At 49.0% G+C, this 18701-nt stretch carries 17 protein-coding genes; 2 read left to right on the top strand and 15 right to left on the bottom strand.

The annotated features are described in order from the left end of the window. Nucleotides 1–88 precede the first annotated feature (88 nt). The 9 genes from ABXR35_RS19240 to ABXR35_RS19200 form a co-directional block, all read right to left on the bottom strand. Nucleotides 89–1831: an adenine deaminase C-terminal domain-containing protein gene (locus tag ABXR35_RS19240; protein ID WP_367063665.1), complete on the bottom strand. Its 1743-nt coding sequence runs from the start codon at nucleotides 1829–1831 to the stop codon at nucleotides 89–91. Further along, the gene (locus ABXR35_RS19235; RefSeq protein ID WP_367063664.1) at nucleotides 1828–2898 is read right to left on the bottom strand and encodes an ABC transporter ATP-binding protein; all 1071 of its coding nucleotides are present in this window, start codon (nucleotides 2896–2898) and stop codon (nucleotides 1828–1830) included. Before ABXR35_RS19235 ends, ABXR35_RS19240 begins: the two co-directional genes overlap by 4 nt. A gap of 84 nt (nucleotides 2899–2982) precedes the next feature. Continuing rightward, the gene (locus tag ABXR35_RS19230) at nucleotides 2983–3774 is read right to left on the bottom strand and encodes an ABC transporter permease (protein WP_367063663.1); all 792 of its coding nucleotides are present in this window, start codon (nucleotides 3772–3774) and stop codon (nucleotides 2983–2985) included. Nucleotides 3775–3781: 7 nt separating this feature from the next. Next, entirely contained in the window at nucleotides 3782–4606 is an 825-nt protein-coding gene (locus ABXR35_RS19225) for an ABC transporter permease (protein WP_367063662.1), read from the bottom strand. 271 nt (nucleotides 4607–4877) lie between these two features. After that, nucleotides 4878–5834 carry a nucleoside hydrolase gene (locus tag ABXR35_RS19220; protein ID WP_367063661.1) on the bottom strand — a complete coding sequence of 319 codons (957 nt, stop codon included), beginning with the start codon at nucleotides 5832–5834 and terminating at the stop codon, nucleotides 4878–4880. A 44-nt stretch (nucleotides 5835–5878) separates the two neighbouring features. After that, a complete protein-coding gene (locus tag ABXR35_RS19215) occupies nucleotides 5879–6964 on the bottom strand; it encodes an ABC transporter substrate-binding protein (protein WP_367063660.1) in 1086 nt (361 codons plus the stop codon). Nucleotides 6965–7166: 202 nt separating this feature from the next. Further along, nucleotides 7167–7526, bottom strand: a complete 360-nt coding sequence (locus tag ABXR35_RS19210) for a DUF2294 domain-containing protein (RefSeq protein WP_367063659.1) — start codon at nucleotides 7524–7526, stop codon at nucleotides 7167–7169. A 239-nt stretch (nucleotides 7527–7765) separates the two neighbouring features. Further along, nucleotides 7766–8719, bottom strand: a complete 954-nt coding sequence (locus ABXR35_RS19205) for a nucleoside hydrolase (protein ID WP_367063658.1) — start codon at nucleotides 8717–8719, stop codon at nucleotides 7766–7768. A 242-nt stretch (nucleotides 8720–8961) separates the two neighbouring features. Continuing rightward, complete coding sequence (locus tag ABXR35_RS19200) at nucleotides 8962–9864, bottom strand: diacylglycerol/lipid kinase family protein (protein WP_367063657.1); 903 nt, start codon at nucleotides 9862–9864, stop codon at nucleotides 8962–8964. 424 nt (nucleotides 9865–10288) lie between these two features. Between ABXR35_RS19200 and ABXR35_RS19195 the strand changes: the two genes are divergently transcribed. Next, nucleotides 10289–11155 (top strand): YitT family protein, encoded by an 867-nt coding sequence (locus ABXR35_RS19195; RefSeq protein WP_367063656.1) that lies wholly within the window; start codon nucleotides 10289–10291, stop codon nucleotides 11153–11155. 157 nt (nucleotides 11156–11312) lie between these two features. Here ABXR35_RS19195 and ABXR35_RS19190 read toward each other — a convergent pair whose 3' ends face one another. Continuing rightward, nucleotides 11313–11486 carry a hypothetical protein gene (locus ABXR35_RS19190; protein ID WP_367063655.1) on the bottom strand — a complete coding sequence of 58 codons (174 nt, stop codon included), beginning with the start codon at nucleotides 11484–11486 and terminating at the stop codon, nucleotides 11313–11315. A 48-nt stretch (nucleotides 11487–11534) separates the two neighbouring features. After that, entirely contained in the window at nucleotides 11535–12518 is a 984-nt protein-coding gene (locus ABXR35_RS19185; RefSeq protein WP_367063654.1) for a phosphotransferase enzyme family protein, read from the bottom strand. 349 nt (nucleotides 12519–12867) lie between these two features. Between ABXR35_RS19185 and ABXR35_RS19180 the strand changes: the two genes are divergently transcribed. After that, nucleotides 12868–13575, top strand: a complete 708-nt coding sequence (locus tag ABXR35_RS19180; protein WP_367063653.1) for a DNA-3-methyladenine glycosylase family protein — start codon at nucleotides 12868–12870, stop codon at nucleotides 13573–13575. A 1-nt stretch (nucleotide 13576) separates the two neighbouring features. Here ABXR35_RS19180 and ABXR35_RS19175 read toward each other — a convergent pair whose 3' ends face one another. From ABXR35_RS19175 to ABXR35_RS19160, 4 genes are all read right to left on the bottom strand, one after another. Then, complete coding sequence (locus ABXR35_RS19175; RefSeq protein WP_367063652.1) at nucleotides 13577–13984, bottom strand: hypothetical protein; 408 nt, start codon at nucleotides 13982–13984, stop codon at nucleotides 13577–13579. 292 nt (nucleotides 13985–14276) lie between these two features. Then, on the bottom strand, nucleotides 14277–16193 hold the full coding sequence (locus tag ABXR35_RS19170; RefSeq protein ID WP_367063651.1) for an ABC transporter ATP-binding protein: 1917 nt from the start codon (nucleotides 16191–16193) through the stop codon (nucleotides 14277–14279). Continuing rightward, nucleotides 16190–17923 (bottom strand): ABC transporter ATP-binding protein, encoded by a 1734-nt coding sequence (locus ABXR35_RS19165; RefSeq protein ID WP_367063650.1) that lies wholly within the window; start codon nucleotides 17921–17923, stop codon nucleotides 16190–16192. Before ABXR35_RS19165 ends, ABXR35_RS19170 begins: the two co-directional genes overlap by 4 nt. Continuing rightward, entirely contained in the window at nucleotides 17920–18420 is a 501-nt protein-coding gene (locus tag ABXR35_RS19160) for a MarR family winged helix-turn-helix transcriptional regulator (protein ID WP_367063649.1), read from the bottom strand. The genes ABXR35_RS19165 and ABXR35_RS19160 overlap by 4 nt, the downstream gene beginning before the upstream one ends. Nucleotides 18421–18701 lie beyond the last annotated feature (281 nt).

The raw sequence follows: 18701 nt of genomic DNA, 5'->3' as shown, positions 1-18701 counted from the left end.
CTTCTATGGATGAACGGCTGCTTTTTTGAATGATGGAAGAACAGAACTCTGTTCATGCTCTGCCATTGATGTATTTATTTACACACACTTACACACTCACCAGATCACCAACACGCTCCACGATCAGCGGTACAACTTTACCTTCGTTTACATCAATCAATCCGTGATCGGTAATCTTCAACGCTGGGCTAACCGGCAACGAGTGCGTACTAACAGACATAATCGGATTGTAATGCTTGTAGCCAAGCCCTCGCATCGCTGATACTAGCTGCTCCACTTGAACAGCCGTTTCTTCCAGTGGCGCTTCGGTCAGAATACCGCCCACTGGCAGATCCAATGCTGCCTGCACCACGCCCTCTGCCGCAACGCAGAATCCACCCTGCACGCCAATGACATGATTGGCAGCCGCCAGCATATCATCCACCTGATGTCCGACGACAAGCAGATTGTGATTATCATGCGAATACGTGGTTGCAATGGCGCCGCGCTGGATCGTATCTCCGCCGATTAGTCCGTAGGCGCGATTTCCGTTTTTGCCGTACCGCTCAAACGTTGCAATCAATCCGTACCCACTCTCCTGCCAGCACAATCGCTGATTGCGCACCGGAATATCCACCAATCGCTCCTCAGTAAATGTCGAGCCGTCCTTCACCATCATTACACGGCAACGGTACAGTCCATCCTGAATCGGTACATGTACGTCAAAATCCGCTGCTGTCAGCGACTGTAGCTGTACACTGCGATAGAAATGTGCTGGGAACTGCTTATCTTCCACCGTTTGTACATAGCTGTCGCCTTCGCGGTACACGAGCCGCCCCTTTTTGTATACCTCATCAATCGCAAATGTATTCACATCCGACAGCAGAATAAAATCAGCCACTTTGCCCGGCGATACCGTTCCGCGGTCGGTCATCTTCATCCGTCGTGCTGGGGTGTAGGTTGCCGCATAGATCGCATCTTCAGGGCTCATGCCCATATCAATCGCTTTGCGCACAATATGATCCAAATGCCCTTCCCAAGCGAGTCGGTCGGTCATCACATCATCGGTAACAAAGCAAAAATGCTCGGAAACCTCATGACGGATCACATAATCCATCACTTCGCGCGTCATTGATTTCTCCTGCAATTCGATAAACATACCAGCCGCAATACGCGCCGTCATGCCTTCCATACTCTGGTGTGTATGATCCGAATCGACACCTGCCAACATAATGCGATGCAGATCTAGATCGAGTAGCTTCGGCGTATGCCCTTCAATAACCAGCTGTGGATAGTTGGCTTTGACATGACGTAAAATATGATTTGTTTTGCAGTCTGGATCACGGATCACATCGACATAGTTCATAATCTCGCCCAGACAGGCGATATTGCCCGATGTCATCAACTCGTCAATATCCGCAATTTCAATAGAGCCACCAGTCGTTTCCAGCGGTGTCGCCGGGACTGAGCTTGGAATACCGTAGAACATATCGCAGACGGTATTCTGACTAGCCGCCATCATTTCCTGCACACCCTTGATGCCGAATACGTTCGCCATTTCATGCGGTTCCGGCACAATCGTCGTCACTCCGCGGCGGATAATCCCATGGGAAAAGGTCGCCGGTGTCACCATCGAACTCTCAATATGCAGATGAATATCGATCAGGCCGGGGATCAGGTGTCGTCCCTGTCCCTGCACCGTGATCGCAGCGGAAAAGCGATCCGAATCGCCATCGCCAATATAAGCGAATTGACCATTCTTGACCGCAACCATACCGTGGCGAAATTGCTTGTAATAGCTATTGAACACCTGCACATCCTTGATCAGCAGATCCACTTCGTATCGGCTCATAGATTCACCATCACGATCTTGTCTGCCGGAAAATGAACCCCAACCTGCATCCCCGGTGCCAGCGGCGCATCCATCTCCTGATTCACAGTGAACATACCGAGCGGTGTCTCCACCTCGTACTGGTAGCTGCGCCCCAGATAGGTACTGACTTTGATTACACCCGGTAGCGTATTATTCGTTGCTGTCAGCGATGCCTGTTCTGCTGTAGTCAGTTGCAGATCGTCAGGACGAATCGCACCTTTGTACTGATCTGCTGTCGATTGTCCGGGCTGTAGGGTAGCGGCAAAGCCATATTCGCCCGCTGTCCACTCCAATCCTTGTAAACCCTGACGTGTACCGCTGAATACGAGAAAATTATTAAACCCGATAAACCGAGCCACGTATTCCGTTTTCGGATACTGGTAAATGTCCGACGGAGCGCCTAGCTGCTCAATCCGACCTGCATTCATAATTGCTACACTGTCGGAAATGGAGAAGCATTCTTCCTGATCATGTGATACGTACACCGCGGTCATGCCCAGCTCCTGCTGCAAGCGGCGAATCTCCACCCGCATCGTGACACGCAGATTCGCATCCAGATTGCTAAGCGGCTCGTCGAACAGCAGCAGATCCGGCTCAATTACCAACGCCCGCGCAATCGCTACCCGTTGACGTTGCCCACCAGACAGCTCCTGTGGAAACCGTTTCTCAAATCCGTTCAGATTGACGATTTCCAGCATGCGTAGCGCTTTGGCTTTCACGTCTGCTTCCTTCAGCTTGCGCAGTCGCAGACCAAAGGCAACGTTATCGTACACCGACAGATGTGGGAACAGCGCATAGTTTTGAAAAACAAAGCCAAAATTCCGTTTACTCACCGGCAACCTAGTATAATCGCGTCCGTTGAACAAAAACTTGCCATCCTTCGCTTCCAGAAATCCAGCGATGAGACGCAGGGTTGTCGTTTTGCCGCAGCCGCTCGGACCGAGCAGGGACAGCAGCTTGCCCTCTGCCAGTTCCAGATCAAAATGTTCAAGGATCAGGTGGTTGTCATACGCCACCGATACCTGTTCCAAGCTGAGTAATGCCATAGCCGTATGCCTCCATTCGATGTAATCCGGCAGCGTTGCAAGCCGGTTTGCTTCTATATCTTCATATCGTTCCCAACCGATACGTCAGCGTTTGGTAAAGTAGGACAGCCCGCCCATCAGTCGTTCAATTCCGAACATGAGCAGTACAGTCAGCAGCATCAATACAACCGAGATGGCTGCAATCGTCGGGTCAAAGTAATTTTGTACATAGGTCAGCATCTGGATCGGCAATGTACTGATTCCCGGACCTGTCATAAAGACCGAAATGTCCACATTGTTGAACGATTCCAAGAAAGCGATCAAGACCGCCGCCATAATGCCGGAGCGAATATTCGGCAGTACCACCTTGAAAAAGGTTTCGATCCGACCTGCGCCGAGGCTGATCGCCGCCTCTTCAATGGCAAAGTCAAAGCTCGACAGACTGGAACCGACCACCCGAATAATAAACGGCATCATGATGACCGTATGCCCGACTAGCAGACCGGTATAAATCGGCAGATGATACATCACCAGCACATATTTGAGCATGGTAAAGCCAAGCACGATACCGGGAATCAGCACTGGCGAGAGGAAGATCGCATTCAGTAGATCGCGTCCCTTGAACCGATAGCGGCTGAGTGCATATGCCGCTGGAATACCAAGCACGAGTGCCAGCAGATTGCCGAGCAGCGAGATAATGATCGAGGTGACGAATGTTTTTGGGAACATGCTGACGTGCCAGATATTTTGATACCATTTCAGCGAGAAGCCGTCTGGCGGAAACTTGAGTACCGTACCCGGACCAAATGAGGTTACCGAGATAATAACGAGCGGTCCTAGCAGAAACACAAACACAAGCGTGCTGAAAATCGCCAGTCCGTAATGTCGTTCTTTCATACTAGGCTCACCCCTTCGGATTCAATTTCACGGCTGCCTTGTTCATCAGGGCAACAATGATCAGTGTAATAACAATCATGATAGTAGCGATGACGGACGCCAGATACCAGTCGTTTAAGGTCATCGCATTTTGATACAGAAAGGTCGAAATGACCCGCTCCTTGCCGCCGAGCAGCGCAGGCGTTGTATACGCAGTCAGACTGCCGACGAATACAAGCACACTGCCGATGATCAGCCCCGGAATGGTGAGCGGGAACAGAATTTTGCGCAATGCGGTCAAGCGGGATGCACCCAAGCTTTCCGCGGCGCGGATCAGTTCATAGTCAACATTCTCCATCACACCGACTAGCGTGATGATGATGAGCGGCAGGAACAGATGTACCATACCGATAATCATCGCTGACGGCGTGTACAGAATCTCTAGTGGCTTATCGACGATACCGATGCCGGTCAGAAACTGGTTCACCAGTCCGTTACGACCGAGTATGATCATCCAGCTGAACGAGCGCACAACCGGGCTGGTCAGCAATGGGAAAATCGACAGTGCCAGCAAAATTGCCTTCGGACGTTTGCCCAGCCGGGATATGTAAAAGGCGACTGGATAGCCAAGCACGATGCAGATTAACGTGGTAAGCAGGCTGACTTTGAGTGTGGTCAGCAGAATTTTGTTGAAGTACGCGTCTTTGAAAAAATGCAGATAGCCGTCCAGCGTCGGTCTGCCTTCCTGTACAAAGGTGGACCCGATCGTCAGAATGATCGGCACCAGCATGAAGACGGTCAAGAATAGCAGACCGGGCAGGAGCAGCCAGTAGATGTGCCTTGATTTGGTCATGGGCGCTCCTTGAGTTTTAATTTAGTTGGTGGTTGGTGGGATTGCAGGGCGTCCGCTGCGGGAAGGGATAGGGGAACGTCCTCCGGTGGAACGCGGGAATCTACGAATGGTTTATGAAAACTGTAGATTCCCGCGTTCCAAGGTCGTCCTTATCCCCTATTCCCTTCCCTCCGCTCTGTGCTGAATCCCACTTTGGGTGGTGGGGCAAGGTAGAGATTAAAATCACTGCGCTTTGGGTCTTACAGTTTGATTTGTTAGTTGTGTCTAGATACTACAACCTGCTTAGAGCGCTTAGGAAGTAGTGGAAGAATTCGATATGGTCTACGGTTAGGGCGACTTGAATGTTGGGTTGTTTGCCCAAGCGGTTTTGGAAATCGCAGACGGTTTGACCGTCGCAGAGGTCGCTATTGGTTTCGACGTCGACGTGGTAGGCGGTTGTGCCTAGCAGGTCGGGTTTTAGGGCGGCGGCTACGGCTAGTGGGTCGTGCATGGCGCAGGCTTGTACGCCGTTGCGTTGTTCGTAGCGCTGCATATAGTCGGATGTGCTTTGGCGGACGTAGGCAGCGATATCCGGTTTGGCGGTGCGTGCGAGAGCAGCCAGATGGTTGCGGTCGAGCAGTACACGCCGAGTGACGTCGAGCGGAACAAGTACAATATTCTGGAATCCGGCGGCGAAAACTTGTTTGGCGGCTTCGGGATCGACGTAGATGTTGTATTCGGCAGTTGGTGTGATGTTGCCGTATTCGTTGACTGCGCCGCCCATGATGACCACCTCGCGCACATATTGTGGCAGGTCGGGCTGACACAGCAGAGCGCGTGCTAAGTTGGTCAGCGGTGCGGTCATGATCAGAGTGATTTCGCCGGGATGTTTCATCACCTGCTCAATAATAAACTCATGCGCAGGCTGTGCCTCGGTTCCTCGCTGCACATCCATGTCTCGCAGTGCGCCGCCGATTCCATCATTGCCATGCACGGCATGTTCAAATGTTGGCTTGCGCACCAGCGGTGCGTTGGCACCGCGATAGATGGGAATCTCGTTATGCTGGATCAGCTGCGTGATTTTCAACGTATTGTTCGTTGCCTGTTCCAGTGAGACATTGCCATTCACAGTCGTAATGCCGAGGATGTCGCAGTCGCCACTACCGACGGCAAGCATGATACCAAGTGCGTCGTCAATTCCAGTATCCACATCCATGATGACGGTACGTTTGCTGCTTTGCGTATTCATGGGTTGCAGGTTCATCCTTTCCATAGTAGGATCAGCGCGATCTATCAGCCGCCGATTTCACGGTTCCAACGGTCGGTCCATGTTGGCATATTGTCGTTGACGAATTTCATATCGAGCTTGCGTAGGCTTTCGATCACGTCAGCACCATATGTCAGTCCCTGTGCTTCCTCGTCGGTCAGTACCACTTGCGTATTGACTGGGGAATCGACCTTTGCTTTGGCGGAGGCTTCCTGTACATCCTTGCCCAGCTGCCAGTCGATGAATTCTTCTGCCAGTTCTTTGTTGGCACTGCCTTTGACGATGTTCACGGTGTTGATGACTGCATACCCGCCATCTTCTGGTGAGACGAATTTGGCGTTTGGTACGGCTGCTTGAATATCTTTAAAGTACATTTCCATAATCGGTCCACCAGCGATCTCGCCTTGACCGATCATATTCACGTATTCGGAGGTCTGACTGTAGTATTTGACTACACTGTCATTCAGCTTGGTCAGTTGGGTAAATGCAGCGTCCTCGTTAAATTGCTTGTCGCCTGCAGTACGGGAAGCGGCATCCACCATCATCGGACCAGCAGTGGCGGTAATAGCTGGCATGGTCAGATTGCCTTTGAATTCCGGTTTCCACAGATCGGACCATGATTTCACTTCGCCGCTGACCATATCTGGGTTATAAGCGATCCCGAGTTGCGCGACGGTATAGGCAGGACCGTACTGGTCACCATTTGGCGCTTTGGCAATGTCATAAATGTTGTTGATGTTCGGAATTTTGCTGCGATCGATGGTGTCAAACAGACCTTCGTCGATGCCCTGCTGTGCGTAATAATCAGACAGGTAGATCAGATCGACGTTGGAGCTGCCTTGACGAATCTTGTTCAGACGCTCGGCGTTATTGCCTGTCTCCAGCACAATGTCGACGTTATGCTCCTTTTCAAACGGTTCAAATACCGATTGTTGCAGAAAATCCTCGGAGAAGCCCCATGTCGAGATCACCAGCTTCGGCTTGCCGTCACTGCTGCCAGAGCTGCTGCTTGTGCTGCCTCCGGGTCCGTCAATCGTCGTGCCGCAACCAGCCAATCCTACTCCAGCCAGCGACAGCGCTAGTATTCCACTCATCCACGTCTTTTTGAACATTGTCAAATCCCCCTTTAAAATGATCAATCGGCTTGCCTGTAAAAAACAAAAAAGAAAAGTATTCTTGTCAGAGAACAAGAACACTTTTCTTCGATAAACAAAGGAAAAGCGGTACCCGTTGCAGCCTGTGCCATGCGGTCAACCTTTAAGATAGATCAAAAAGGGAAATCCGCCAGCCAGATCAACATAGCGCAAAGCGTTCTTACGCCTGAGGCTGCTTCACCAGAATCACATTCGTAAATGCCCACTGGGTCGGCGCGTCATAGTCACGCAAAATCGCTTCAATATTCAATTGCATGTCCTGCTCTAGCTTTTCGCGGAATTTGCGCTTGTATACCATTGATAAGCGAAAATCCACTTCCTGCTTGAGCGCAAGGTCTTCCCCTTCCAGCGCTGCCGAGCGCGGTGAGCGTCGGTGTCGTGCTTGAAAGGTAATCAGTCCATCCTCCACGGTCACACGCAGCAGCGTCGTTCCGTAACCGAATAGCTCCTTGGATACTTCGTTATACAGCTGTGCCATCCGTTTCTTGGACTCATTATGGTCCAGAGGGAGAGGATTCATGTTATCACCTTCGCCGGAAAATGTCGTACATTGTCGTGTACTGACCCTGTTATTATACATAAATGAATCGGTACAAGCAAGACAATATCATTTTAAAATTCAGATTATGCTCCAAAAGCGAACATTACATGTAAACATGCAAACCAATGATCACGTAGGACGATCAGCGGGCTACGGAGAAAGACGAGACGCAATGGACACGCGCCTGCGGCATCTTCAACCGCACACCCGCTTCTGGATCAGTAACGCGCTGGTGCAGATTTTTTTGCCAATTCGATCATATAGTCGGCAAATGCTTCTGGATCAGTATCGTATACCAGATTGACTGGACGACCATCTGCCTGCTCCACCGTTCTGCCTTGTGATGGACCATCAGGGATAACGACGCAGTCGATCGTTTTTTTGCTAACCAGCTCTGGCTTGCCAATCGATAGCGTCGTCAGCACATCCCAGAAATAATATGTGGAGTTGTTCTCCATATGCACAAGCGGCGGACAACAAGCGTAACAGTTACCGAGGAAATCTACACCCTCGTACCGACGCTCCGACGACCAGCGTTTGCGGATCTTCAGATCCAGTGGAACTTTGATTGTGCTTTCCAGTGCAACCAGATCAATCTCGATGCCGCTTTGCCATACGCGATGCGCAGCTTCTGGGTCCCAGAATACATTCCATTCAGCAGTACCGTCATGCTCTGGCTCATCGACATTCCCACGTTCAAAGCCGCCGCCCATCCAAACCAGCTTCTCGATCTTCTCCTCGATCTCTGGTGCTTCGTCTAGCGCGCGCGCTAGATCCGTCAGCGGACCAGTGAACAGCAGCGTCGTTTTGCCTTCGGTTTGCAGCAGTTGTTGGATCATATGACGATGTGCTGGAAGTTCCGACAATGGCGCTTCCATTTTGCCGGATTCATTCAGGATCGGCAGCGCATCCACGTAAAAGGTGTGCATACGCCATGCCGGTGGAAATGGGTTTTTACCGCGCGAATTGGATTTGGCAGTTTCAGGCGCATACGTACCGAAACGGTCAATGATTTTGCGGCTGGCATCGGCGCCCGGCTCTAAGTAACCGTCGGCTGGAATAACCGATACACCGGTCAATTGCACATTGTCCATTTGCAGCAGCATAAACAGGGATACCAGGTCATCGACACCGGCATCATGGTTAAAATATACGGATTTGGTCTGTGACATTGCGTTTGATTCCCCCAGTTTGTTTGCTCAATCAGTCCGCAGCTGTGCCTGTCGCAATCGGTTGCTATAAAGCAAGCAATGGCGACGAATGGCGATCCAGAAGGCATGTGATTCCGGCAATGGCTTCATACGGAGAAGCGTACTGTCGGCATACCATACGGCTTGTTTCTATTATGAGGGAAGCGCGCGGGATGTTCCACAGTCATTTACTGGAAGCTCAATACGTGCACATCATGCCACCATTATGCACCGACATCTCCCGGTTCACCGACGAGAAAAGTTAGCTTGCCCGGCAACACACCCAGCTTGCCCGGTGTTTCCAAATAAATCTCTCCATCCGTGTCCGCTGCCATCGGCTTGTCGGTGATCAGATGCAGGCGCGAAGTGCGGATATATTGAATATTGTCATTTTGCGGTGTCCATTCTCCCGGTACCTTGCGGCTAAGCAGCTCGCGCAGCAGCGGCAATCCTGCTTCGCGGATCACGAGCACATCAAGCAGCCCATCCTGTAACGACTCATCATGAAATGGCAATGGATTGGTACCGAGATAACGTCCATTTGCCGCATAGATCATCACCGCTTCGCCGGACAGTTCTCCTTCGTCATACTCCAGCTGGAAATGAAATTGCTGCGCGGTCCGCACCGTTTGCAGCGTACTCAGAAAATAACTCAGCTTGCCAAATGCACCCTTCATATCGGTATTGATATTTTGCGACGTTTCCGAGATCAGCCCGACCCCATAGAAATTCGTAAAATAATGACCGTTCGCCGTACCAATATCCAGTGTTCGTGTATGGCGCAGGATCAACGCCTCCGCCGCGCGCTGCAACTGCTGCGGCATCAGCAGCGCGCGAGAAAAGTCGTTGCATGTACCACCCGGCAGTACGCCGATCACCGGTGGATGCTCCAAATCGGCTAGACCGTTAATGCACTCATGCACTGTACCGTCACCGCCAAAAATATACACTACATCATATTGCTCACCCAAATCGCGACAGATCTGCTTCGCTTCACCCGGCTTAGAGGTACGCCGTACATTCAGCTCTGGCAGCTCAGGCGATAGAATACCAAGCACCATACCCAGCTGTCCCTCATCAACCGAACCAGCATTGCCGTTATAAATAAAAAGCCCTTTCTCGTACATCGTATAACCCCCCTTTTGACTCATTGGTACATGACAACGTACCGACGATATGATTTTTTTATATGATTTTGCGACATTGGCGTATATTTTGCGTGCCTTGTTGCGATATAATGTAAATTGTTCGTTAAATCTGGCTTTTTTGCAAAAAATCGATTAAATTTTGCGTTTTATTGGGTTTGCACGATTTTTTATGCTATAATTTATATAGGTAGATTATCATTACAATTTAAAGATAAAATGTTTGTTGAGTAGTTCGATAAAGCCGCTTCCGGTTACAGATTGGAGCCCTACAGAGACAGATATTGCGGTAATCCGGCGGTCGGTCACTTGTTCGCTGATGTAACTTTCGTAATCCGGAACTCCACGCAGCGCTATGGAATTAATCAACAATCCTGCCAAACTATTCTGGAAATGAGGATTGTGTATGCCAAGAAAACACCGTAAAATGTCGTTGACCCAATTGCTAGCCAAGTTTATCTTTATCACGACCGGCGCCGTTCTGATGGCGGTAGCACTCGAAATTTTCCTGATCCCTAACAGCGTGATCGATGGCGGTATTACCGGTATCTCGATTATCCTGTCCGAGCTTAGTACAGTCCAGCTCGGTATCTTCATCTTCATTATCAACGTGCCGTTTCTGATTATCGGGTATAAACAGATCGGTAAAACGTTCGCTGTATCTACCCTATACGGTATCGCCGTCATGTCGTCGATGACCGCTTATCTGCACCATGTACCGGCACTCACCGATGACAAAATGCTCGCCAGTATGTTTGGCGGCGTCATTCTCGGCTTCGGGATTGGTCTTGTTATTCGCTTCGGCGGTTCCTTGGATGGAACCGAGATTGTAGCGATTCTGCTCTCCAAAAAGTTCCACATGCCGGTCGGTCAGATCGTCATGATTATCAATATCTTCATCTTTACCGCGGCAGGCTTTGTATTCGGCTGGGATTCCGCAATGTTCTCCATCTTCACCTACTATATCGCGGCAAAAGTCATGGATATTGTGGTAGAGGGTCTGGAAGAATCCAAATCGGTTACGATCATCTCGCAGGAATACAATGAGATTTCGCAGGCGATCATGGACCGTCTCGGTCGCAGCACCACATTCATGTATGCTAGAGGCGGATATTCCGGCGAAGATACGCAAATGATCTACTGCGTGGTCAGCCGTTTGGAGCTTGCCAAACTGCGCAATATTGTGCACGATGTCGATCCTACTGCCTTCCTTGCTGTTGAGCATGTGAGCGAGGTTATCGGCGGCAATTTCGAGAAGAAAAGCATTCACTGATTCCGCGTCAGACGCTGTATATTTGGATGTTAGGTCAAATGCTTCTAGTAACCATAACCCAATCCATATAGCATCTGATTCAATAAAAGAAGCTTTTTCTCCATACAGAGAAAAAGCTTCTTTTTTCATACTTTTCAGTGGAACGAAAAACCTGATTCTACCAGACAGTACAAATGCCTAACGAACGGCGATGTCGATGGAAATCGCCTTTGACGTACCAGACGCGGCGATTCAGACAATAATGGCAGACCTCGCAAATGTTTAGGCTGGAGGTCAACACACGAATCGTTCCAAAATGAACGGTTGCCTTTGGATTGACAATCCGTCCCATACATCCCCTCCCTTTCTATATAAAAACTAAAAACGTATACCTAATATCTTATAAAGAAAGATAAGGACGGCTTTGCTCGATATTCTCTTTGGCAAAACGAATGTAATCTTTTGTCCAATCGTCCATCAAATCTGGATGCAAACTACGATAGATAGCAGAGAATAGCACCATCTCGCGTAATTTGAGTAATACCGGTAGATATTTCAATTGATATGCTTCTAAATGATTCTCCCTGCTATAGCCCTCCATGAAATGTTCGTAGAAATGACGCGCTACTTCTAAACGCTTTGTTTCTCCTCTCCAACTAGGTAATGGAGTCGCATAAAAAAGTGCAATCGCTATGTCACTCATATACCAACCGTATTCGCACTCATCAAAGTCGATTATGGATACACTTCCTTGCTTCACAAGAAAATTCCCAAGACTTATATCACCATGGATCAGTCCATATGTATTTTTATTTTTGGGTAAAGACTGTAGATCTTGTAAAAGCTGTTCAAATCTTTTGTGAACGATTTCCAATTCGATAGGAACATAGTTTTTCACTCTACGAAGATAATGATTATCATGCCACTCATACCGTCTATGTGTTGGTGATGAAGGTCGATAGCTTTTCGATAACGCATGAATTTTACCAGTTATTTCCCCTAATTCTTGGTATAGAACAGGATTGTTTTCGTATGAAGGAGGAATATGCCCCTCTAGCTTTTCAAAAGCACATGCAACAAAATAAGAATCACTCATTTCAATACATTCTACAAATCTACCAGCTAATGAAGCTACTGGTTTCGCACAAGGTACTCCATGTTCATAAAGATAGTTCACCCACTCTAATTCTCCTTCCACCATCTCAGCAGAGCGATGAGATTGATGCGCGATGCGCAAAATAAGTGGTTTGTTCTGTCCAAACGATTCAAACACAAAGTTTTGAAAACCGTGAAGATTGTGTAGTTTCTCTATATTCATTCCGAAGCGTTTTGCTGCTTCGTGTAAGATTGCTGGCTGAAACAATGGGATAATAGCTCTTTCCATTTCATAACCTCCTTGGTATTATCCTTAGTTTTTCACAATTTCTTCTGACTCTCATTGATATATAGGAACTGTATTTGTTGGGATGCAGTCAACCGCGCTACGGCGACATAGAGTGTAATGCCTAATTTCTGTAGGTATTATGCAGATTAGGAGTCTTTCGATGTATGATCGTGTTCTGTATGCCGTTCCTTTTTACGATACAATATAAAAGTACAACGTTCGTGCCGAGCACCTCTATGGATGCTGATTGGTATGATCAACGTATTAACCAGCAAGAAGCCCTCTCGTCAGAAGTACGCCAAAAGAACATGCTCATTCTTCAACCAAACTCTATATAGGAGGCATCAACATGTCTGAACATCATACACATACTAATCGCAAGCCAGCTACATTACAGCTCTCTCTCGATCATGAGCAGATGCGCCAACTGATGCAAGCCGATCCTGTGCTAGGGCGATTGATCCAATTGATCGGACCGCTGGATATTCCGCTGCGCGCCGATCCATTTATGTCACTCGTCTCGTCTATTATTTCACAGCAATTGTCTGTCAAAGCTGCCGCCACCATCTGGGGACGTGTCGTGGAGCTATGCGGCGATCCTATGAATGCCGATACAATCAGCCAATTGAGCGACGAGCAGCTACGCGAAGTTGGCGTATCTATGTTCAAAATCCGCTATATCCGCGATCTGTGCCATCATGTACAGGAGGGGATGCTACCGCTAGAACGGTTGGATGAGCTATCTGATCAGGAAGTGATGAAGGCGCTGATTGCGGTTAAAGGTATTGGACGCTGGACAGCAGAAATGTTTCTGATTTTCAGCCTCGGTCGTACGGGGATTCTCTCGCACGGCGATGCCGGATTGCAGCGCGCCGCCCGTTGGCTGCATGGCATGGAAGAACGCCAAGATGGTAGCTACACCCAGCAGCATGAGATCAACTGGACAGCATATCCAACCGCCGCGTCCATTTACCTGTGGGAAGCGATCAATATCGGCTGGGTCGATTCGGGCAAGCGTTTTGCCGATTATGATGTGCCAAATGACTCTACATCCTAACTCAGCGGGCTAAATAATCCAGTGGAAGCGGAGAATATACCAGCGTCTCTCCATCCGCTTCCAGCTTCAATATAATGACAAAATCAGCACGCCCACTGGCATCTCCGCGTGGCAAAGCCATCATTAGCGGCGGACAGCGCAATGCAGTCGGTGTCGTCGCTTGCGCATCTTCAAGCGCCAATCGCAGCAAACCGTCGATCTCCGTATAGATACGATCCAGACCGCCAGTGACGTGTTCATACCTTTGCTCAGACAGCGCATATTTGCGCGCTAACATATCCTTGTACTCCGTAATATCGTAAAAGCACAATTCCCAATCCAGCGGAAACAAGGAATGCCCCAGCGAATATACATAGATATTCCGCTGCTCATAGGTAAGGATATCGTCTCGTTGATCATGTTGATCCATATTCTCTACTCCCTTTCCATCCTATCTATCACTTACATCACTTACATCACTTACATCAGCTACATCCTAACTCAGCGAGCTAAATAATCCAGCGGAAGCGGAGAATATGCCAGCGTCTCCCATCCTTATTGTACGACTTCCTTCACAAAAAATCCCGCCGACCAATCAGCAGATAAGCTGTCAGTCAGCGGGACAAGTCTAGCCTTTTTCCAAGTACTGTATTACCTATTCTTCATCCTGTTCACTATACCTCACCATGCTCCATCATCCTTCTCAATGAAGCATTCCCACGTCAACCAACCGCCTGATCGGAAAACTGACTGTTATACAGATCCGCATAAAAGCCGTTTTGCTCTAGCAGCTGGTCATGCGTACCTTGCTCGATCACTTCGCCATGATTCATCACCAGAATCAGATCGGCACCGCGAATCGTGGACAAGCGGTGGGCAATTACGAAGCTGGTGCGATCCCGCATCAGCTCGTTCATCGCTTGCTGGATCAGCACTTCGGTTCTCGTATCGACACTGCTGGTCGCTTCATCCAAAATCAGAATCGACGGATCAGCCAGAATGGCGCGCGCGATGGTCAGCAATTGCTTTTGTCCTTGTGAAATATTCGACGCTTCCTCATTCAGCACCGTATCGTATCCATCCGGCAGCGTACGGATAAAATGATCCGCCCGTGCCGCTTCGGCTGCCTGTACAACCTGCTCCATACTCGCGCCTTCTCGCCCATAAGCGATATTGTCGCGAATCGTACCACTGAACAACCATGTGTCTTGTAGCACCATACCGAACAGACTGCGCAGTTCTCCGCGCGGCATATCCGTAATGTCACGCTCGTCAATCATAATGCGACCGCCGTTCAGCTCATAGAACCGCATCAGCAGATTGATCAGCGTCGTCTTGCCCGCACCAGTCGGTCCTACAATCGCTACCGTCTGCCCTGCCTGCACGCTGATACTCATATCACCGATCAGCAGTTGCTCCGGCTTGTAGCCGAACTGCACATGCTCGAAGGTCACATCTCCACGGACTGCACGCTGACTACCAACCGTCGTAGCCGACGTTTTCCCTATAGAATCAGAATCGACTTCCGCAGCAGCTGGTGCAGGCTGTACCTCCTCCTGCTCATCCAGCACTTCAAATACGCGTTCTGCCGACGCAATCACCGATTGAATAATATTCGTGATATTCGCCAGTTGCGTAATCGGCTGCGAGAATTGGCGTGCATATTGGATAAACGCCTGAATGCCGCCGATGCCAATCGCACCGCGTGTTACCATAATACCGCCGACTACACAGATCAGCACATAGCCGATATTGCTTACAAAGTTCATCAGCGGCATGATAATACCGGAGATAAACTGAGCGCGCCAGCCGGATTGATACAGTCGGTCATTTAACGTATCAAACTGCGTCAGTGACTGCTGCTCCTGACCGAATGCTTTGACGATAGGATGACCTGTATACATTTCTTCCACATGTCCATTCAGTTCACCCAGCGCCGCCTGCTGCCCGGCAAAATGCTTTTGCGAACGTTTGGCAACGAAGATAGTCGCGATCAGACTAAGCGGGATCGTCAGCACAGTGATCAGCGTAATCAGCGGACTAAGCGACAGCATCATAATGATGACACCGACCAGCGTTACCGCTGATGTGATCGTTTGGGTCAAGCTTTGCTGAAGCGTAGTATTAATGTTTTCCACATCATTCGTTACACGGCTCAGCACCTCGCCATGACTGTGCCGATCATAATAACTTAGCGGCAAACGAGTTAGCTTTCGCTTAATCTCGCGGCGCATCTCATACACGGTATTCTGCGCAATGCCTGCCATCCAGAATTGCTGAATATACGAAAAGAGGGCGCTACATATATACAATCCAGCGAGCATCAATAGCAAACGCGAGATCCATCCAAAGTTGATCTCTCGCCCACTGCTCACACTGTTAAACAATTCATCCGTCGCCATCCCTAGAATACGCGGCGAGATAATACTAAACAATGTACTCAAAATTGCCGCCACCAGCACACCCGTCAATTGCAAACGGTGTGGCTTCAAGTAACGTAGCAATCGGCGGAGCGTACGACCGAAGTTTTTCGGTTTATCGCCCGGCATCATCATGCCTGGATGACCGCCAGGAGGTCCTCCCATCGGTCCGCCCGATGGTCTGCGGGAAGGTGGTCGTTTGGGTTGCTGTTGATTCATGCGCTCTCCTCCTCCGACAACTGCGACGATACAATTTCACGATAGACCTCACTATGCTCCATCAATTCGTGATGATTGCCCATGCCAACAATAGCGCCATTATCCAAGACGATGATGCGATCGGCATCGCGAACCGTACTCACTCGCTGCGCGACCATCAGCACTGTAGAATCAGTCGTTTCCGTCTTCAACGCCGCGCGCAAACGTGCATCCGTTTTGAAATCCAGTGCTGAGAAGCTATCATCGAAAATATACAGCTCTGGGCGACGCACCAGTGCACGCGCAATGGACAGCCGCTGCTTTTGCCCGCCAGAGACGTTTGTGCCGCCCTGTGCGATCATCGATTCATATCCATCCGGCATAGCAGAGATAAACTCATCTGCCTGTGCAATGACAGCCGCATGGCGGATCTCGTCCGCTGTCGCTTCACTCGCACCGTAACGAATATTATCCGTAATCGTGCCTGTGAACAGCAGCGCCTTTTGCGGTACATAACCAATATGTTGGCGCAGCTCTGCTTGTTTCATCTCGCGAATATCCACCCCATTGATCAGAATGGAACCATCGCTCACATCGTAAAAGCGCGGAATCAGATTCACCAGCGTTGATTTGCCTGAGCCAGTACCGCCGATAATCGCGATCACCTCACCGCGTTTTGCCGTAAACGAAATCTGACGCAATGCTGGCTGTTCTGCACCCGGATAATAAAATTCCACATTACGAAATTCTAGCACTGCCGCAGTTGTACTTTGTCCAGCCGTAGTCGGTTGCGTAGGGTCAACGATGTCTGGCTGCATATCCAATACTTCATTAATACGCGAGATCGAAGCCATCGCCCGTGGCACCATAATGAAGATCGCTGACAGCATCAGAAAGGAAAACAGAATCTGGGTCGCATACTGAACAAATGCCATCAGATCACCAACCTGCATCTGTCCATGATCAATCTCAATACTGCCAAACCAGACAATCGCGATAATTACTAGGTCAAGAATCAGCATCATCATTGGCATCATCAATGCCATAAGCTTGTTCACGCGAATGGCGGTATCCGCCAGATCACGACTCGCACCGTCAAAGCGTGTATTTTCATACCGATCTCGGTTAAAGGCACGGATGACACGAATACCAGTCAGATTCTCGCGAATAACCATATTCAGTCGATCTAGCTTTTGCTGGATCACCTTGAATAATGGAAAGCCCTGCCGTCCGATCAGCCAAATAGTCAGTCCCAGTATCGGAATCGCTACGATAAAGATCAACGACAGCTGTCCCTGCTTGGAGACAGCCATAATAATGCCGCCCAGCATCATGAGCGGCGCCATGAGCATCATACGCAGCATCATGGTCAGAACCTGCTGCAATTGCGTAATATCGTTCGTCGTGCGCGTAATTAAGGAAGCGGTACCAATTGTATCGAATTCCTGTAACGAAAAATGCTCTACATGCGCAAAAATACGGCTACGCAGATCACGTCCGAAGCCGAGCGATACGCGCGCTGAAAAAAAACTTGCCGAAATGGAACAAATCATTCCAATTGCTGCAACAATTAGCATGTAAATGCCGATATTCCATATATACGGAATATTCCCGCTCATAATACCCGTATCCACAATGTCCGCCATCAAGGTCGGCAAATACAGTTCAGACATTGTTTGAACAAATGTTAATAAGAGAATAAAAATTGCGGCCCCATAATAAGGCCGCAATAGACGAAGCATTCTGGTCATCCTCGACCATCCCCTTTTTGGGTAGGCTCCAGCGGTTCAAATACTCGTTCTTCAAAATATTGATAAGCACGTCCAAGCAGTTGTGCCAGCTTGCGACTATCTTCCTCGCCTAGATATTCAACCAATCCCTCAAATGAACGTTTAAACCCAGACAGCGATTGTTCCATGATGGTTTCGCCTCGGTCGGTCAATGTCACACGAACCGCACGACGGTCACTTGGGTCCATATTGCGTTCCACCAGCCCGTCATTTTCCATCCCCTTGATCAATTGGGTGACGGTCGGTGAGGTTACTCGCAGCATGCGACTCAATTCGGATACTTGAATCCCACAGCTTTTGCAATCCTCTTGGTTCCCAATACAAATCAGCGCCATAATCTCACTCGGTTTATAACCATCCACGCCTTTTTGCTTCCAATCTGCCTTTCGGAACATCCGAAACGCGCGCAGCAGTTCTTCGCCCACCGGCGAGATTCCTTCAAATTTTATATCTTCCATATTATTCACCCCGAAATTTCATCACGTATTTTGTAGTTAACGGCAATTATTTAGCATTACTATTTATTAGGTTATCTAATTTTAGAACTTTCAGTAAATCCTTGTCAATCATTATCTCTATTATAATACCATTACTTGCGTACTTTTTAAGCTTATTCTTGCAAAATAACGTATATTCGCACCAATATATTTGCATAATAGGGGATACGATTTCCTTTTGCTTCCTTTTGATTTGGCTTGTGGCAGCATCGTGTTAGGACGGAGCGGGAACTTCCGTATCT

The organism is Paenibacillus sp. JQZ6Y-1, from assembly GCF_040719145.1.
GTDB lineage: Bacteria > Bacillota > Bacilli > Paenibacillales > Paenibacillaceae > Saccharibacillus > Saccharibacillus kandeliae.
This window is presented reverse-complemented; position numbering and strand designations above follow the sequence as displayed.

Bases quoted from the DNA above. Each gene is read 5' to 3' on its own strand.
- ABXR35_RS19180 (WP_367063653.1), top strand. From the start codon at position 12,868: ATGTCTGAACATCATACACATACTAATCGCAAGCCAGCTACATTACAG.
- ABXR35_RS19195 (WP_367063656.1), top strand. From the start codon at position 10,289: ATGCCAAGAAAACACCGTAAAATGTCGTTGACCCAATTGCTAGCCAAG.
- ABXR35_RS19185 (WP_367063654.1), bottom strand. From the start codon at position 12,518: ATGGAAAGAGCTATTATCCCATTGTTTCAGCCAGCAATCTTACACGAA.
- ABXR35_RS19160 (WP_367063649.1), bottom strand. From the start codon at position 18,420: ATGGAAGATATAAAATTTGAAGGAATCTCGCCGGTGGGCGAAGAACTG.
- ABXR35_RS19235 (WP_367063664.1), bottom strand. From the start codon at position 2,898: ATGGCATTACTCAGCTTGGAACAGGTATCGGTGGCGTATGACAACCAC.
- ABXR35_RS19200 (WP_367063657.1), bottom strand. From the start codon at position 9,864: ATGTACGAGAAAGGGCTTTTTATTTATAACGGCAATGCTGGTTCGGTT.
- ABXR35_RS19175 (WP_367063652.1), bottom strand. From the start codon at position 13,984: ATGGATCAACATGATCAACGAGACGATATCCTTACCTATGAGCAGCGG.
- ABXR35_RS19210 (WP_367063659.1), bottom strand. From the start codon at position 7,526: ATGAATCCTCTCCCTCTGGACCATAATGAGTCCAAGAAACGGATGGCA.
- ABXR35_RS19240 (WP_367063665.1), bottom strand. From the start codon at position 1,831: ATGAGCCGATACGAAGTGGATCTGCTGATCAAGGATGTGCAGGTGTTC.
- ABXR35_RS19170 (WP_367063651.1), bottom strand. From the start codon at position 16,193: ATGAATCAACAGCAACCCAAACGACCACCTTCCCGCAGACCATCGGGC.
- ABXR35_RS19190 (WP_367063655.1), bottom strand. From the start codon at position 11,486: ATGGGACGGATTGTCAATCCAAAGGCAACCGTTCATTTTGGAACGATT.
- ABXR35_RS19230 (WP_367063663.1), bottom strand. From the start codon at position 3,774: ATGAAAGAACGACATTACGGACTGGCGATTTTCAGCACGCTTGTGTTT.
- ABXR35_RS19225 (WP_367063662.1), bottom strand. From the start codon at position 4,606: ATGACCAAATCAAGGCACATCTACTGGCTGCTCCTGCCCGGTCTGCTA.
- ABXR35_RS19215 (WP_367063660.1), bottom strand. From the start codon at position 6,964: ATGTTCAAAAAGACGTGGATGAGTGGAATACTAGCGCTGTCGCTGGCT.
- ABXR35_RS19205 (WP_367063658.1), bottom strand. From the start codon at position 8,719: ATGTCACAGACCAAATCCGTATATTTTAACCATGATGCCGGTGTCGAT.
- ABXR35_RS19165 (WP_367063650.1), bottom strand. From the start codon at position 17,923: ATGACCAGAATGCTTCGTCTATTGCGGCCTTATTATGGGGCCGCAATT.
- ABXR35_RS19220 (WP_367063661.1), bottom strand. From the start codon at position 5,834: ATGAATACGCAAAGCAGCAAACGTACCGTCATCATGGATGTGGATACT.